12 protein-coding genes are annotated in these 16251 nt (G+C 61.1%); all 12 read left to right on the forward strand.

All coding sequences use genetic code 11. From position 1 onward, the window contains the following. Window position 1 precedes the first annotated feature (1 nt). The 12 genes from UB23_RS16280 (at window position 2) to UB23_RS16335 (ending at window position 16211) form a co-directional block, all read left to right on the forward strand. On the forward strand, window positions 2-1672 hold the full coding sequence (locus UB23_RS16280; protein WP_045060328.1) for a response regulator: 1671 nt from the start codon (window positions 2-4) through the stop codon (window positions 1670-1672). Window positions 1673-2942: 1270 nt separating this feature from the next. Then, complete coding sequence (locus UB23_RS30785; protein ID WP_414704639.1) at window positions 2943-3671, forward strand: methyl-accepting chemotaxis protein; 729 nt, start codon at window positions 2943-2945, stop codon at window positions 3669-3671. A 269-nt stretch (window positions 3672-3940) separates the two neighbouring features. Beyond that, complete coding sequence (gene aroQ / locus UB23_RS16290; protein ID WP_045060330.1) at window positions 3941-4393, forward strand: type II 3-dehydroquinate dehydratase; 453 nt, start codon at window positions 3941-3943, stop codon at window positions 4391-4393. Window positions 4394-4441: 48 nt separating this feature from the next. Beyond that, window positions 4442-4900, forward strand: coding sequence for an acetyl-CoA carboxylase biotin carboxyl carrier protein (accB, locus tag UB23_RS16295; RefSeq protein ID WP_045060331.1), 459 nt, complete (start codon window positions 4442-4444; stop codon window positions 4898-4900). 17 nt (window positions 4901-4917) lie between these two features. Next, window positions 4918-6276, forward strand: a complete 1359-nt coding sequence (gene accC / locus UB23_RS16300) for an acetyl-CoA carboxylase biotin carboxylase subunit (protein ID WP_045060332.1) — start codon at window positions 4918-4920, stop codon at window positions 6274-6276. 238 nt (window positions 6277-6514) lie between these two features. Next, window positions 6515-7393: a 50S ribosomal protein L11 methyltransferase gene (gene prmA, locus UB23_RS16305; RefSeq protein ID WP_045060333.1), complete on the forward strand. Its 879-nt coding sequence runs from the start codon at window positions 6515-6517 to the stop codon at window positions 7391-7393. A 30-nt stretch (window positions 7394-7423) separates the two neighbouring features. Further along, complete coding sequence (locus UB23_RS16310; protein WP_045060334.1) at window positions 7424-8647, forward strand: DUF3426 domain-containing protein; 1224 nt, start codon at window positions 7424-7426, stop codon at window positions 8645-8647. Between the two features lie 185 nt (window positions 8648-8832). Next, the gene (dusB, locus tag UB23_RS16315; RefSeq protein WP_045060335.1) at window positions 8833-9843 is read left to right on the forward strand and encodes a tRNA dihydrouridine synthase DusB; all 1011 of its coding nucleotides are present in this window, start codon (window positions 8833-8835) and stop codon (window positions 9841-9843) included. Beyond that, window positions 9840-10160, forward strand: coding sequence for a DNA-binding transcriptional regulator Fis (gene fis, locus UB23_RS16320; RefSeq protein ID WP_007907419.1), 321 nt, complete (start codon window positions 9840-9842; stop codon window positions 10158-10160). Before dusB ends, fis begins: the two co-directional genes overlap by 4 nt. A gap of 81 nt (window positions 10161-10241) precedes the next feature. Beyond that, window positions 10242-11849, forward strand: coding sequence for a bifunctional phosphoribosylaminoimidazolecarboxamide formyltransferase/IMP cyclohydrolase (gene purH / locus UB23_RS16325; protein ID WP_045060336.1), 1608 nt, complete (start codon window positions 10242-10244; stop codon window positions 11847-11849). A 189-nt stretch (window positions 11850-12038) separates the two neighbouring features. After that, the gene (gene purD, locus UB23_RS16330) at window positions 12039-13334 is read left to right on the forward strand and encodes a phosphoribosylamine--glycine ligase (RefSeq protein WP_045060337.1); all 1296 of its coding nucleotides are present in this window, start codon (window positions 12039-12041) and stop codon (window positions 13332-13334) included. A 99-nt stretch (window positions 13335-13433) separates the two neighbouring features. Further along, window positions 13434-16211, forward strand: coding sequence for a hybrid sensor histidine kinase/response regulator (locus UB23_RS16335; protein ID WP_045060338.1), 2778 nt, complete (start codon window positions 13434-13436; stop codon window positions 16209-16211). Window positions 16212-16251: the final 40 nt, after the last annotated feature.

The following is a 16251-nucleotide window of genomic DNA, read 5'->3' on the forward strand; positions in this document are numbered from 1 at the left end:
TATGACCGAGCCAGAAGACCCCAGCCGTGAGCGCCTCAAGCACCACTTTGCCCAGCGGGTAATTCATCAGGCACGTCAGATTCTTGAGACATGGCAGCGCCTGCAGCGCAGCGAGTGGTCTGCCACCGACCTGGCGGAACTGAGCGAAGCCAACCTGCGCCTGTTGCGGTTCGCCGAGCGCTTCGAGCAGCCGGAACACATGCAACTGGCCCGCCACATCGGCCAGGCACTTGACGCAGTCGAGACCAATCGCGGTCGCCTCAGCAGCGGCCTGATCACTGACCTTAACCGCCTGATGCAGCGGCTGTCGCGCACCGGCCTGCGCCAGGGCGATCAGCTCGATCAGACGTTCCTGCCGCCCTTGCGCAAACCGATCTACGTGATGCTGCAGGATCACGACCGCGCGGAGCGCCTGGCCAAACAGCTGGAATTTTTCGGTCTTAGCGCCCAGTCCCTGGACAGCGTGGCGGCGTTTCGCTCCTCGATGGTCGAGCGCCTGCCGGCGGCGATTGTCATGGATGTGGATTTCAGCGGGCCCGGCATCGGCCTCAAACTCGCCGCCGAAGCCCAGGAAGGCCTGGAACAACAACTGCCGCTGCTGTTCTTCAGTCTTAATGAAACCGACACCCCGACCCGCCTCGCCGCCGTGCGTGCCGGCGGCCAGGAGTTCCTCACCGGCACCCTCGAAGCGTCAAGCCTGCTGGAAAAGATCGAAGTGCTGACCTGCGTCGCGCAGTACGAACCGTTCAAAGTGCTGATCATTGACGATTCCCGGGCCCAGGCCATGCACACCGAGCGCCTGCTCAATAGCGCCGGCATTGTCACCCGCACCTTGATCGAGCCTATACAGGCCATGGCCGAACTCGCGGACTTCCAGCCCGACCTGATCATCCTCGACATGTACATGCCGGCCTGCACCGGCACCGAGCTGGCCAAGGTCATCCGCCACAACGACCGATACGTCAGCGTGCCGATCATCTACCTTTCGGCCGAGGATGACCTGGACAAGCAACTCGACGCCATGAGTGAAGGGGGCGACGATTTCCTGACCAAACCGATCAAACCGCGGCACCTGATCACCACCGTGCGCAACCGCGCGGCACGGGCGCGCAACCTGAAGGCGCGGATGGTGCGCGACAGCCTCACCGGCCTGTACAACCACACCCATATCCTGCAGTTGCTGGAAGACTGCAGCTTTCGCGCGCGCCGCGAGAACAAGCCACTGAGCTTTGCCATGCTCGATATCGACCACTTCAAGCGGGTCAATGACAGTCATGGCCATCCGATGGGCGACCGGGTGATCAAGAGCCTGGCGCTGTTCCTCAAGCAGCGCCTGCGCAAGACTGACTTCATCGGCCGCTACGGTGGCGAAGAGTTCGCCATTGTGATGCCCGATACCGATCTGGAGTCGGCCCACAAAGTGCTCGATGAAATCCGCCAGCGCTTCGCCGAAATTCACTATCCGGCGCAGCCCCAGGACCTTTGGTGCACGTTCAGCGCCGGGGTGGTGGACCTCGGTGAAAACTCCGACAGCTTGATGATGGCGAGCCAGGCTGACGAGGCGCTGTACCGCGCCAAGCATGCCGGGCGCAACCGCGTGCAGTCCTCGCGGGAATCAAAGCAAAAGGCCACTATTTCATCTGAATCCACCGAACCAGTCATAACCCTGTAATAGAAACGCAATAACTTCGGGCGCTTACCATTCTGCCGTTGGTAGTCCCGCGATGCGCCTCAAGCTGCTGACCAATCTCAACACCGTCCTCTTAATTGCCGTGTGCGCTGCGCTTGGCGCGACCCTATGGTGGTCGCAAAAAGCCCTTGAACGACCCTATCTGCTGATGGAGCGTTACCTGAGCCTGTCCCAGCAGTTTCAACGGCAGGTGGTGGGCAACGTGCAGGATTACCTCGTCAGCGGTGATGCCCTGCGCCTGAGCAGTGCGGGCCAGGCGATCGATGAGCTTAAACACGAGCTCGATGAACTGCCGCCCTCCCTGGCCGACGCCGTGCGCCCCAGCCTTGCGGAGCTTGAAGGGTTCAGCAAAACCGAACTGCTCGCCGCCGGCAAGCTTGCAGGCGACCCCCAGGCGTTGCTGCTGCAGGCAGAACGGGAGCTGGGCGCAAACCTTGACCAGCTCAGCCAATATGCCAGTGCCAACGCGGACTACCTCAAGCCCTTGCTCAACGCCTCGCAGAACGTGGGCAAGCTGTCGCTGGCCCGGGACAAACTGGTCAGCAGCGGTCGCAGCGAACTGGCTGCGGAGGTGGAGCGCGAAGTCAGCAATATCCGCACCCAGGCCAGTATTCTGGAGGCCCTGCCCTTGCTGGGCGTGACGAGCAGCAGCGAGTCCAATACCGATGATTTTGCCGCCATGATGGGTCTGGAAAGCACTGAGAAGACCGTCGCCGAAGACGCCGGCATTGCCCTCAAACGGGAACTCAACAGCCTGTTGGCCCGCTACCCCGCAGAACTTGCCCGCACCCGCGAACAGATCGAAAAACGCAGCGAGCTCAGCGCTGCGACTCACCAGAAAATGACCGCCGTGCAGCAGTCCATTGCAGATCTGGAGCCGGCAGTGCGCGCGCAACACGGGCAAATCCAGAGTGAGGTGCGACTGCTGCAGGGGTTGATGATCGGCCTGATCCTGCTGATCGCACTGCTGATCGACACTCTGCAACGGCGACTGGCTCGCACCCTGACCAACCTCGCACCCGCCCTGTCGACCTGGGCCGAGGGCGATTTCAGCCGGGACATCGAACTGGGCAGGACCAACCGCGAATTGCACGACATTCAGGCTTCGCTCAACCGCCTGCGAGCCTACCTGGTCGACCTGGTGGGAACCATTCGCCTGAACGCCGAGCAAGTGGCCGGCAGCAGTCGCACCCTGGCCGAGTTGAGCAACGACCTGCACGGCGGCGCTGAGGATCAGGCTGGCGACACCGCGATGATCCGCGATTCTCTCGCAGAGCTGGAAGCTACGATCCAGCAAGTGGCCGGCGATGCCAGCCAAGCCGCCGACGCCAGTCGCCATGCGGGGCTGGCGGTAGAGCAAGGGCAGAAAGTCATCGGCCTGAGCCTTGCCGGCCTGCATGCCCTGGTCGGCGAAGTGCAAGGCAATGCGCAGATGATTGAACATCTGGCCGAAGAGTCGGCCACGATCGGCGGGGTACTGACGGTCATCCGCTCGATCGCCGACCAGACCAACCTGCTGGCCCTGAACGCCGCCATCGAGGCGGCTCGTGCCGGGGAAATGGGTCGCGGGTTTGCCGTGGTTGCAGAGGAAGTTCGCTCGCTGGCACAACGCACTGCCGGTGCCACGGCGCAGATCCAGACCTTGATTGCCGGGCTGCAAACGGCGGCACGCCAATCGGTCGAAGGCATGCGCGCCCAGGTCGGTCACGCGCAGTCCACCGCCAACCAGGCCCAGGCGGCGGACGGCGCACTGGATAAAATCGTCGATGCGATCCAGACCATTTCCGACACTGCAGTGCGCATTGCCGATGTGACTGCGCAGCAAAGTGGTGCGGTCAGTGAGATTCGCGATCACAGCGAGCGGATTCACCAGCTGGGTGGGGATAACTTGCTGCGAATTGGTGAAGGCCGTGAGCAAGGGGAACACTTGCTGGTGCTGGGCGGACGGTTGCACACGGCGGTACAGGCGTTTCGCGTCTGATCGAGCGCCTTCGCGAGCAAGCCCGCTCCCACACTGGATACATGCGCGGCACAGGCCCCAGTGGGAGCGGGCTTGCTCGCGACGGCAGCACACCTGCCAACCCCATCATGCCGGCCGGGCCCAAATGACCGGATTCAATCGGGCGGTCATATATTTCGCGCAAACATCGGCCATCGTGCTGGCTATTGCATAGAACTGGACAGTCACAAAGTCTTTGCGGCATAGTCGCCGGGTTCTGACAAATGCACTCGGATAACAAGGAACAGCAGATGGCAACCTTTCTGGTTCTGCACGGACCCAACCTGAACTTGCTCGGCACCCGCGAACCGGGCACCTATGGCGCCACGACGCTGGCCCAGATCAACCAGGACCTGGAACGCCGTGCCCGTGAAGCCGGCCACCATTTGCTGCACCTGCAGAGCAATGCCGAGTATGAATTGATCGACCGCATCCACGCTGCCCGCAGCGAAGGTGTGGATTTCATCCTGATCAATCCAGCAGCTTTTACGCACACAAGTGTCGCTTTACGTGACGCGCTGCTGGCGGTGAGCATCCCATTCATCGAAGTGCATTTGTCTAACGTGCACAAACGCGAACCATTCCGCCATCACTCTTACTTCTCCGACGTAGCGGTGGGAGTGATCTGCGGCCTTGGCGCCAGCGGTTATCGACTGGCCCTGGAGGCCGCACTAGAGCAGCTTGAAACACAGGCAACGACTTGAACTACAAGCGTTAAGCGCCCCTGACCGACCCTTGGGAGTTGATGATTCATGGATATCCGTAAAGTTAAGAAACTGATCGAATTGCTGGAAGAGTCCGGCATCGACGAGCTCGAGATCAAGGAAGGCGAAGAGTCCGTACGTATCAGCCGCCACAGCAAGACGCCAGCTCAACAGTACTACGCACCGGCTCCAATGCACGCTCCGGCTCCAGCGCCTGCCGCTGCCGCCCCGGTTGCCGCCGCTCCTGCCGCTGCAGCCGCGCCTGTGCTGAACGGCACCGTTGCCCGCTCGCCGATGGTGGGTACTTTCTATCGCAAATCTTCGCCAAGCTCGCCGTCCTTCGTTGAAGTCGGCCAGACCGTGAAGAAAGGCGACACCCTGTGCATCGTTGAAGCGATGAAGATGATGAACCACATCGAAGCTGAAACCAGCGGTGTGATCGAATCCATCCTCGTCGAAGACGGCCAGCCGGTTGAGTACGACCAACCGCTGTTCACCATCGTTTGAACCGCGGAGAAACTTTGATGACTGCGAAGTTGGAAAAAGTTCTGATCGCCAACCGCGGTGAGATTGCCCTGCGGATCCTGCGTGCCTGTAAGGAAATGGGCATCAAGACTGTCGCCGTTTACTCCAAGGCCGACAAGGAGCTGATGCACCTGGGCCTGGCAGACGAATCCGTCTGCATCGGTCCGGCGTCGGCCGCCCATTCTTACCTGCACATTCCGGCAATCATCGCCGCAGCTGAAGTGACCGGCGCTACCGCCATTCACCCAGGCTACGGTTTCCTCGCGGAAAACGCTGATTTTGCTGAACAGGTCGAGAACTCCGGCTTCGCCTTCATCGGTCCGAAAGCCGACACCATTCGCCTGATGGGCGACAAGGTATCGGCCAAGCACGCGATGATCGCTGCTGGCGTTCCAACCGTTCCGGGTTCTGACGGCCCGCTGCCGGAAGACGAAGAAACCGCCCTGCGCATCGGTCGCGAAGTCGGTTACCCGGTGATCATCAAGGCCGCTGGCGGCGGCGGTGGTCGCGGCATGCGCGTTGTGCATAAAGAGGAAGACCTGATCTCCTCGGCGAAACTGACCCGTTCCGAAGCTGGCGCGGCGTTCGGCAACCCGATGGTCTATCTGGAAAAATTCCTGACCAACCCACGTCACGTGGAAGTTCAGGTGCTTTCCGATGGCCAGGGCCACGCCATCCATCTGGGCGACCGCGACTGCTCGCTGCAACGTCGTCACCAGAAGGTCCTCGAAGAAGCACCGGCACCGGGCATCGACGAGAAAGCTCGCCAGGAAGTCCTCGCACGCTGCGTTAAAGCCTGCATCGACATCAACTACCGTGGCGCGGGCACCTTCGAGTTCCTGTACGAGAACGGCGCGTTCTATTTCATCGAAATGAACACCCGCGTTCAGGTCGAGCACCCGGTTACCGAAATGGTCACTGGCATCGACATCGTCAAGGAGATGCTCAGCATCGCCGCTGGCAACAAGCTGTCGTACACCCAGGAAGACGTCGTCATCCGCGGTCACGCACTTGAATGCCGGATCAACGCCGAAGACCCGAAAACCTTCATGCCAAGCCCAGGCACGGTCAAGCACTTCCACGCTCCAGGCGGCAACGGCGTTCGCGTCGATTCGCACCTGTACAGTGGTTATGCCGTTCCGCCGAACTACGATTCGTTGATCGGCAAGCTGATCACCTACGGCGCAACCCGTGACGAAGCCCTGGCGCGCATGCGCAATGCGCTGGACGAAATCGTGGTCGACGGGATCAAGACCAACATCCCGCTGCACCGCGACCTGGTCCGCGACGAAGGCTTCTGCAAAGGTGGAATCAACATCCACTACCTGGAACACAAGCTGGCTGGCGACAAGCACTAAGCTTTAGCTGGTAATCAACAAAGCCGCCTTCGGGCGGCTTTGTTGTTTTTGAAGCACAGTCAAAAGATCGCAGCCTTCGGCAGCTCCTACATTTGGAATGCGCTCCCCTGTAGGAGCTGCCGAAGGCTGCGATCTTTTGATCTTCAACCATGGTCGTCTTCTTAGCCACGCTCGCGTAAACTTGCGCGCTTCTCGCAGCCCGCTAGGCTGCAATCAATATTTTTCAAAGGTGCCCGCCATGCCTTGGCTGCAAGTCCGTCTCGCCATCAGCCCAGAACAAGCCGAAACCTACGAAGACGCTTTCCTTGAAGTGGGCGCCGTGTCGGTGACCTTCATGGACGCTGAAGATCAGCCGATTTTCGAACCGGAACTCAACACCACGCCACTGTGGTCGCACACGCACCTGCTGGCCCTGTTCGAAGGCGGCACTGAAGCGGCGAGCGTGCTGGCGCATCTTGAATTGCTGACCGGCAGCCCATTGCCCGAGCATCACAGCGAAGTCATCGAAGACCAGGACTGGGAGCGCAGCTGGATGGACGGTTTCCAGCCGATGCGTTTTGGCCAGCGCCTGTGGATTGTCCCGAGCTGGCACGCCGCACCCGAGCCTGACGCGGTGAACCTGTTGCTGGATCCGGGCCTGGCGTTTGGCACCGGCACACACCCGACCACCGCACTGTGCCTGGAGTGGCTCGATGGTCAGGACCTGAAGGATTGCAACGTGCTCGGCTTCGGTTGCGGCTCGGGCATCCTGGCGATCGCCGCCCTGTTGCTGGGCGCCAGGGAAGCCGTAGGCACTGACATCGACGTGCAGGCGCTGGAAGCTTCCCGGGACAATGCGGGGCGCAACAACATTGCCGAAGCGTTGTTCCCGTTGTATTTGCCAGAAGATCTGCCGCAGGTGAAGGCCGACGTATTGGTCGCCAATATCCTCGCCGGGCCGCTGGTTTCCCTGGCGCCGCAACTGTCCAGCCTGGTCAAGCCGGGTGGCCGCCTGGCGCTGTCGGGCATCCTCGCCGAGCAGGGCGAAGACGTCGCCAGGGCCTACGCCCAGGACTTCGACCTGGACCCGATCGCCAATCGCGATGGCTGGGTGCGCATCACTGGCCGTCGGCGCTAGAATGGGCGCCTGCATTCATCGGATCGCCGCATGACCGACAGCTTCGTCACCCAGTGTCCGCATTGCCAAAAGAGCTTCCGCGTCAGCCATGCCCAGTTGAGCGTGGCCCGCGGAGTGGTTCGTTGCGGGTCATGCCTGCAGGTTTTTAATGCCGCCAAGCAGCTGCTGGAGCAACACGCCGGCAAGGAGCCTGTTGCCTCCACATCCCCAGTCATCGTCGAGCCGCCAGAGCAACGGGCCATCAGCCTGAAGCAGTGGACGGCCGCCGAGCTGGACCTGGACAGCATGGACCTCGACGAAGAACTCGCGCGCCTGGAGCAGCGGGAGATCCAGCCGACCACCGAATTCGGCCGGCACCGCGAAGATTCACTGAGTGCGCGACGCGACAGCGCCGATCATGAGCATGCCCCCTGGGCCGATAGCCTGTACAGCGAATCGGCGGCCGAGCGGGCACAGGCCAGCCAGGTCGAGGAAGCGGCCGCGGTGGTGCCGTTTACTCCACTCAAGCCAGCCCGTACCGAACCCTCGCTGACCCTGGAGCTGGTCGAGCTCGACGATGAGCCGCGCCCTCCCCTGGTGCGCCAGGAACTGGTGCTGGAGCCGCCACCCGCGCCGGAACGCCTGTCCCTGTCCGCGGTGGATGACCTGGATGACGACCTGCCTTCGATCGAGCCGTTGCGTAAAAAGCGCAGCGAACCGGCAGTGCGCGCCGAGGTGCTGCAGGACCTGACCGACGACCCGCTGCAACTGGACTGGCAAAAACGTCGTTCGCCCTGGGGCCGCCGTTTCATCTGGATGCTATTGGTGGCGCTCGCCGCGCTTGCGCTGGGCGGCCAGTACGTTGCGTATCATTTCGAAGAACTCGCGCGTCAGGACCAGTACCGTCCCTGGTTCCAGCAGCTGTGCCCGCAAATCGGTTGCACCGTGCCGTCCAAGGTCGACATCGCGAAAATCAAGAGCAGCAACCTGGTCGTGCGCAGCCACCCGGAATTCAGCGGTGCCCTGGTGGTCGATGCGATCATCTACAATCGCGCGCCGTTCTCCCAGCCATTCCCCCTGCTGGAGCTGCGTTTTGCCGACCTCAACGGTCACCTGATCGCCAGGCGTCAGTTCAAACCCGGCGAATACCTCAATGGCGATCTCGAAGGCATGGCGGAAATGCCGCCGCAGACGCCCATCCACATCGCGCTGGATATTCTCGATCCAGGCTCCAAAGCGGTGAACTACAGCCTGAGTTTTCATTCGCCCGAGTGAAACGCTTCACTGATCCGCGATTGACGACGGATTTCTGCCTGAGCGTGCCTGGACCAAACCGCTGGCGATAACAGAATAACTGTTCAGATTTTGTTCAATTCAGCCTTTATCCAGTCATCGAGAGCGGGTATCATGCCAACCCTTTTTCGAACTCTCATGATCCGGCCCCACAACAGGGAAGTCCTATGTCGGCGGTACGCATCGGTCCATATACATTGCACAACGGCTTGATTCTCGCCCCCATGGCGGGCGTCACAGACCAACCCTTTCGTCAGCTGTGCAAGCGACTGGGCGCCGGGCTGGTAGTTTCAGAAATGGTCACCAGCGACATGAGCTTGTGGAACACCCGCAAGTCCCGCATGCGCATGATCCACGAAGGTGATCCCGAGCCCCGCTCGGTACAGATCGCCGGTGGCGATGCGCAGATGCTGGCAGATGCGGCACGGGCCAACGTCGAACTGGGCGCACAGATTATTGACATCAACATGGGCTGCCCGGCCAAGAAGGTCTGCAACAAGGCCGCCGGCTCCGCACTGTTGAAGGATGAAGCATTGGTGACCGAGATCCTGCGGGCCGTCGTGGCCGCAGTCGATGTGCCGGTCACCCTGAAGATCCGAACCGGCTGGGACCGGGACAACAAGAACGGCCTGACGGTGGCGAAGATCGCCGAGCAGGCAGGAATCACGGCGCTGGCGGTGCATGGCCGCACCCGTGCCGACCTGTACACCGGTGAAGCCGAGTACGACACCATTGCCGCGATCAAGCAGGCGGTGTCGATCCCGGTGTTTGCCAACGGCGATATCGATTCGCCGGAAAAGGCCCGGTATGTGCTCGACGCCACCGGTGCCGATGGCCTGCTGGTAGGGCGGGCTGCCCAGGGGCGGCCATGGATTTTTCGCGAGATCGATCATTACCTGCGCACCGGTGAAAAACTTCCGGCGCTGGAACTGATCGAGGTGGAACGCATACTGCTAGAGCATTTGGCCGCGCTGCACGTTTTCTATGGAGACGTCATGGGTGTGCGCATTGCTCGCAAGCATGTGGGCTGGTATCTCGCAACCTTGCCGGGCGCCAGGGAGTTTCGCGCCCACTTCAATCGTTTGGAAGATACGGAAGCACAATGCGCCAACGTTCAGGGCTTCTTCGCCGAACGTTACAAGAGCCTGACAGGGGACGGAGAAGGGGTGGCCGCATGACGATGATGACCGAGACTTTAGTGAGTGGAACAACACCCGTGAGCGACAACGTGAATTTGAAACAGCACCTCAATACGCCTAGCGAAGAAGGCCAGACCCTTCGCGGGAGTGTCGAGAAGGCGCTGCACAATTATTTCGCCCACCTTGAGGGCGCTGCCGTCACGGATGTGTACAACCTGGTGCTCTCCGAAGTCGAGGCTCCCCTGCTCGAGTGCGTGATGAACTACGTCAAGGGCAACCAGACCAAGGCCAGCGAACTGCTCGGACTGAACCGGGGCACGCTGCGCAAGAAACTCAAGCAGTACGATTTGCTGTAAGCATTCAATCAAACCAGAAAGGCGCCCGCGTAAAAACGGTCGCCTTTTTTGCTGACTCCTTTGCTTTTGATGGAAATTGAGATGACCGACCAGACTACCCGCCTGCCGATCCGCCGCGCCTTGATCAGCGTTTCCGACAAGACCGGGATCCTCGAATTCGCCAAGGAGCTTGAAGCCTTGGGCGTCGAGATCCTCTCCACCGGCGGAACGTTCAAGCTGCTGCGCGACAACGGTGTTGCCGCAGTGGAAGTCGCGGATTACACCGGTTTCGCAGAAATGATGGACGGTCGGGTGAAAACCCTGCACCCGAAAATCCACGGCGGGATCCTCGGTCGTCGCGGCATCGATGACGCCATCATGAACGAGCACGGCATCAAGCCGATCGATCTGGTAGCCGTCAACCTGTACCCGTTCGAAGCCACCATCAACAAGCCAGGCTGCGACCTGCCGACCGCCATCGAAAACATCGACATCGGCGGCCCGACCATGGTCCGTTCCGCGGCAAAAAACCACAAAGATGTAGCGATCGTGGTGAATGCCAGCGACTACGCCAGCGTGCTCGAAGGTCTCAAGGCCGGCGGCCTGACCTACGCCCAGCGTTTCGACCTGATGCTCAAGGCCTTCGAACACACGGCCGCCTATGACGGCATGATCGCCAACTACATGGGCACCGTAAACCAGGCTGCCGATACGCTGAGCACTGAAGGTCGCAGCGAATTCCCGCGCACTTTCAACAGCCAGTTCGTCAAGGCCCAGGAAATGCGCTACGGCGAGAACCCACACCAGAGCGCGGCGTTCTACGTGGAAGCCAAGCCTGCCGAAGTCGGCATCGCCACCGCGACCCAACTGCAAGGTAAAGAGCTGTCGTACAACAACGTGGCGGACACCGACGCCGCGCTGGAATGCGTGAAGAGTTTCGTCAAACCAGCCTGTGTGATCGTCAAGCACGCCAACCCGTGCGGCGTGGCCGTAAGCCCCGACGCCGAAGGCGGTATCCGCCAGGCCTACGAGCTGGCCTATGCCACTGATACCGAGTCTGCGTTCGGCGGCATCATTGCCTTCAACCGCGAACTGGATGCTGAAACGGCCAAGGCCATCGTCGAGCGTCAGTTCGTCGAAGTGATCATTGCCCCGTCCGTCAGCGAAGAAGCTCGCGCCATCGTCGCCGCCAAAGCCAACGTGCGCCTGCTGGCCTGTGGCGAGTGGTCGGCCGATCGCGCTGCTGCGTGGGATTACAAGCGCGTCAATGGCGGCCTGCTGGTGCAGAGCCGTGACATCGGCATGATCGGCAGCGAAGACCTGAAAGTGGTGACCAAGCGCGCACCGACCGAACAGGAAATCAACGACCTGATCTTCGCCTGGAAAGTCGCCAAGTACGTCAAATCCAACGCCATTGTGTACGCCAAGAACCGCCAGACCATCGGCGTCGGCGCTGGCCAGATGAGCCGCGTGAACTCCGCGCGAATCGCCGCGATCAAGGCTGAACACGCGGGTTTGCAAGTGCAGGGTTCGGTGATGGCATCGGACGCGTTCTTCCCGTTCCGCGATGGCCTGGACAATGCGGCCAAGGCCGGTGTCACTGCGGTGATCCAGCCAGGCGGCTCGATGCGCGACGCAGAAGTGATTGCCGCCGCTGATGAAGCCGGCATCGCCATGGTGTTCACCGGCATGCGCCACTTCCGTCACTAACCAGACAACGGCCGCACTGAAACCGGCATCTGCTGCGTTGGAGGCTACCTTGATGATGCTCATTGCCAAAAGGCAACTCCGCTCATCAAGGTAGCCTCCGCCTTGCATCTACCGGCTTCATTGCGACCTCCTGCAGCGCGAAGCGCTTCAGGTTCTAAAACAGAATTAGCTTCATCCGAGGTTTTTGAAATGAATGTTTTGATCATTGGCAGCGGTGGCCGTGAACACGCCCTGGCCTGGAAAGTGGCTCAGGATCCGCGCGTGCAGAAGGTTTTTGTTGCGCCTGGCAACGCCGGCACCGCGATTGAAGCCAAGTGCGAAAACGTTGCGATCGATGTGCTGGCCCTTGAACAGCTTGCCGACTTCGCCGAGAAAAATGTCTCACTGACTATCGTAGGCCCGGAAGTGCCACTGGTGGCCGGTGTGGTCGATCTGTTCCGCACACGCGGCCTCGACTGCTTCGGCCCGACCGCTGGCGCAGCCCAGCTGGAAGGCTCCAAGGCGTTCACCAAGGACTTCCTGGCTCGCCACAAGATCCCGACAGCCGACTATCAGAACTTCACCGAGATCGAGCCTGCCCTGGCTTACCTGCGTGAAAAAGGTGCGCCGATCGTCATCAAGGCCGACGGCCTGGCGGCCGGTAAAGGCGTGATCGTCGCCATGACCCTGGCCGAAGCCGAGGACGCCGTACGCGACATGCTCGCTGGCAATGCCTTCGGCGACGCTGGCTCCCGCGTAGTCATCGAAGAGTTCCTGGACGGTGAAGAAGCCAGCTTCATCGTCATGGTTGACGGCAAGAACGTACTGCCAATGGCCACCAGCCAGGACCACAAACGCGTCGGCGATGGCGATACCGGCCCGAACACAGGCGGCATGGGTGCCTACTCCCCTGCCCCGGTGGTCACCAGCGAAGTGCACCAACGCGTAATGGATCTGGTGATCTGGCCGACCGTTCGCGGCATGGCCGATGAAGGCAACGTTTACACGGGCTTCCTGTACGCCGGCCTGATGATAGACAAAGCCGGCAACCCTAAAGTCATCGAATTCAACTGCCGTTTCGGCGACCCTGAGACCCAGCCGGTCATGCTGCGCCTGCAGTCGAGCCTGGTGTTGCTGGTCGAAGCCGCCCTGGCGCAAGCGCTGGACAAGGTCGAAGCACAGTGGGATCCACGTCCGAGCGTCGGCATCGTGCTGGCAGCGGGCGGCTATCCTGGTGATTACGCCAAAGGCGTGGCCATCAATGGCCTGGACGCTGCCGCAGCACTGGAAGGCAAGGTCTTCCACGCCGGCACCGCGCTCAAGGATGGACAAGTGGTCACCGCCGGTGGTCGAGTGCTCTGTGCGACCGCCATGGGCGCCAGTGTCGATGCGGCTCAACAGCAGGCTTACCAGCTGGCAGCCAAAATCGATTGGGAAGGCTGCTTCTATCGCAAGGACATCGGCTACCGCGCCATTGCCCGTGAGCGTGGCGAAAATCAGGAATAGTCGATCCATTCGGTCGGGCAAGGGCCTCAAGCCCTTGCCGGACTATTCCGGCGCCGCGCATAGTTATATTCTGGCATCAACCTACGAAGGGATTTCGCCGTGCGCTGGCTCAGGATTGCCGTAAGTCTCACCGTCACTCTGCTGACCTTGCTCTGCATGCTCCCGGCCCAGGCCGCGCAAGGCAGTGGCTGGGCCGTATTGCTCGACGAGCAGGGCAACCTGCAGTTGAGCGACATCCGTTCCGCCCGTTATACCAATCAATTCAGCCCTATCGAACTTGAACGCCTGACGGCGGCCGAGCCCGGTGGCGCGCTCTGGCTACGCTTCAGGCTGGCCCCCGGCAAACACGAGCAGGTGCTGAAGATATTCGCTCCGGACCTCGAAAACCTCAAACTCTACGTGCTGGACGGCGACAAGCTCATCGACCAGACCCAGGCCGGCGCCGATCAGCCGCAAGCTGAGAGGCGAATGGCTGGCAGTGATGTCCTGTTGCCGCTGCCACAAAGCAATAACACCCTGGATGTCTACCTGCGCCTGGTTTCCGATCACCAGATGCGCCCCTACATCACCCTGCAATCGGCTATCAGCACCGCCGCCAACCAGACCCAGACACTGATCTACGGCCTGCTGTTCGGTTGCATCGCCATGCTGATCCTGCACAACCTCATCCGTTACGCCTACACGCGATCACGCAGCAGTCTTTGGCTGGCCGGGTGCGAGGCCTTGTTGATGCTCAGCCTGGCCCTGTTGCTGAATCTTGCCGGCCCCTGGTTGCCAGCCTGGCACGCCATCCAGACGCCCGGAGCGTATCTGGCCCTGCTGCTGACCGCGCCCTGCGGACTGATGTTTGCCTATCGCTTTTTTGCCCCCCTGGGCTCGCACCCGCTCAATAAACTGCTACAGGGGGAAATGCTGTTCATCATCGCCTGCGGCCTGTTGCTGTTGTTCGTCAACACGCTGCCGCTGAACATCATTACCTATGGGCTGGTCGCCCTCGCCGGCCTGAGCATGTTGTTCGCCGGGGCCTGGCACCTGCAAAAAGGCTATCGCCCGGCGCGCTTTTTCGTGGTGGCCATGGTGGCGTTCAACCTCGGCACCTTGATCATCCTCCCGGCACTGCTGGGGCTGACACTGGTGGAACCCCAGGGCCTTATCACCACGCTGCTGGCGTTCATCTGCCTCAGTGGCCTGTTGATGAGCATCGCCCTGAGCGAGCGCCAGCGCAGCATCACCGAAAGCCGTTTCAGCATCAGCCGCGACCTGGCTGCCAGCAATGCCGAGATCAATGCCAAGGCCGAGTTCCTCGCCAAGATCAGTCACGAAATCCGTACGCCCATGAATGGTGTACTGGGCATGACCGAACTGCTGCTGGGCACCCCGCTTTCAGTCAAACAACGCGACTACGTCCAGACAATCCACAGCGCCGGCAACGAACTGCTCACACTGATCAACGAGATTCTCGACATCTCCAAACTCGAATCCGGGCAGATTGAACTGGACGATGTGCAGTTCGACCTCAACGCGCTGATCGAGGACTGCCTGAGCATCTTCCGCGCCAAGGCCGAGCAACAGAACGTCGAGCTGATCAGCTTTATCCAGCCGCAAGTCCCGCGGGTCATCAGCGGTGACCCGACGCGCCTGCGCCAGACCCTGCTGAGCTTGCTGGAAAACGCCCTGAAAAAAACCGACGAAGGCGAAATCCTGATCGTTGTGGCATTGGATGAACGCAGCGCCAAACCGCGGTTGCGCATTGCCGTGCAGGACAGTGGCGAGCCGATGGACGCCGAGGAGCGCGACGCGCTGATGCACGCCGAACTCCACAGCAAGCATTTCCTGTCGGCCAACCGTGTGGGGGGCAACCTGGGTCTGGTGATCGCCCGTCAACTGATCCGGCTGATGCATGGCGAGTTCGGCATCAAGAGCGGCAACAGCCAGGGCAGCACCTTGTGGCTGACCTTGCCGCTGGATCCAGATCGCCTGGAACACCCCACCTCCGATCTCGATGGCCCTCTTCAGGGTGCGCGGGTGCTGGTCGTCGACGACAACGACACGTGCCGCAAGGTACTGGTGCAACAATGCACCGCCTGGGGCCTGAACGTCAGTGCGGTGCCGTCCGGCAAGGAAGCGCTGGCACTGTTGCGCACCAAGGCGCACCTGCGGGATTATTTCGATGTAGTGCTGCTGGACCAGAACATGCCTGGCATGACCGGCATGCAACTGGCGGCAAAGATCAAGGAAGACCCGAGCCTCAACCACGACATCCTGCTGATCATGCTGACCGGCATCAGCAACGCGCCCAGCAAGATTATCGCGCGCAATTCCGGGATCAAGCGCATCCTCGCCAAGCCGGTAGCCGGCTATACGCTCAAGACCACCCTGGCCGACGAACTTAACCAGCGTAACAAAGGCCTGGCGACCCCCTACCCGTTACCAACGGGGCCGACCCTGCCGGTCAAGGTGCCGGGGGATTTCCGTATCCTGGTGGCCGAGGACAACAGCATTTCCACCAAGGTGATTCGCGGAATGCTGGGCAAACTCAATCTGCAGCCCGACACCGCCAGCAATGGCGAAGAAGCGCTTCAGGCCATGAAGGCCCAGCGGTATGACCTGGTGCTGATGGACTGCGAAATGCCGATTCTCGACGGTTTCTCCGCCACCCAGCAACTACGCGCCTGGGAAGTCGGCAACCAGCGCGTGCGCACCCCTGTGGTCGCCCTGACGGCGCACATACTGGCCGAACACAAGGAGCGGGCGCGCCAGGCCGGCATGGATGGACACATGGCCAAGCCGGTGGAGCTCTCCCAATTGCGCGAACTGATCGAGCACTGGGTCGCCCAGCGAGATGAACAGAACCGCGCGGCGACGCAATCCAGCTGAGCCGACAGACACTGCAACGCCTGTTAGACTTCCCTTCGAC

This window comes from Pseudomonas sp. ES3-33, assembly GCF_000952175.1.
GTDB lineage: Bacteria > Pseudomonadota > Gammaproteobacteria > Pseudomonadales > Pseudomonadaceae > Aquipseudomonas > Aquipseudomonas gregormendelii.

Bases quoted from the DNA above. Each gene is read 5' to 3' on its own strand.
- accB (WP_045060331.1), top strand. From the start codon at position 4,442: ATGGATATCCGTAAAGTTAAGAAACTGATCGAATTGCTGGAAGAGTCC.
- aroQ (WP_045060330.1), top strand. From the start codon at position 3,941: ATGGCAACCTTTCTGGTTCTGCACGGACCCAACCTGAACTTGCTCGGC.
- UB23_RS30785 (WP_414704639.1), top strand. From the start codon at position 2,943: ATGATCCGCGATTCTCTCGCAGAGCTGGAAGCTACGATCCAGCAAGTG.
- UB23_RS16310 (WP_045060334.1), top strand. From the start codon at position 7,424: ATGACCGACAGCTTCGTCACCCAGTGTCCGCATTGCCAAAAGAGCTTC.
- purH (WP_045060336.1), top strand. From the start codon at position 10,242: ATGACCGACCAGACTACCCGCCTGCCGATCCGCCGCGCCTTGATCAGC.
- purD (WP_045060337.1), top strand. From the start codon at position 12,039: ATGAATGTTTTGATCATTGGCAGCGGTGGCCGTGAACACGCCCTGGCC.
- dusB (WP_045060335.1), top strand. From the start codon at position 8,833: ATGTCGGCGGTACGCATCGGTCCATATACATTGCACAACGGCTTGATT.
- accC (WP_045060332.1), top strand. From the start codon at position 4,918: ATGACTGCGAAGTTGGAAAAAGTTCTGATCGCCAACCGCGGTGAGATT.
- UB23_RS16280 (WP_045060328.1), top strand. From the start codon at position 2: ATGACCGAGCCAGAAGACCCCAGCCGTGAGCGCCTCAAGCACCACTTT.
- prmA (WP_045060333.1), top strand. From the start codon at position 6,515: ATGCCTTGGCTGCAAGTCCGTCTCGCCATCAGCCCAGAACAAGCCGAA.
- fis (WP_007907419.1), top strand. From the start codon at position 9,840: ATGACGATGATGACCGAGACTTTAGTGAGTGGAACAACACCCGTGAGC.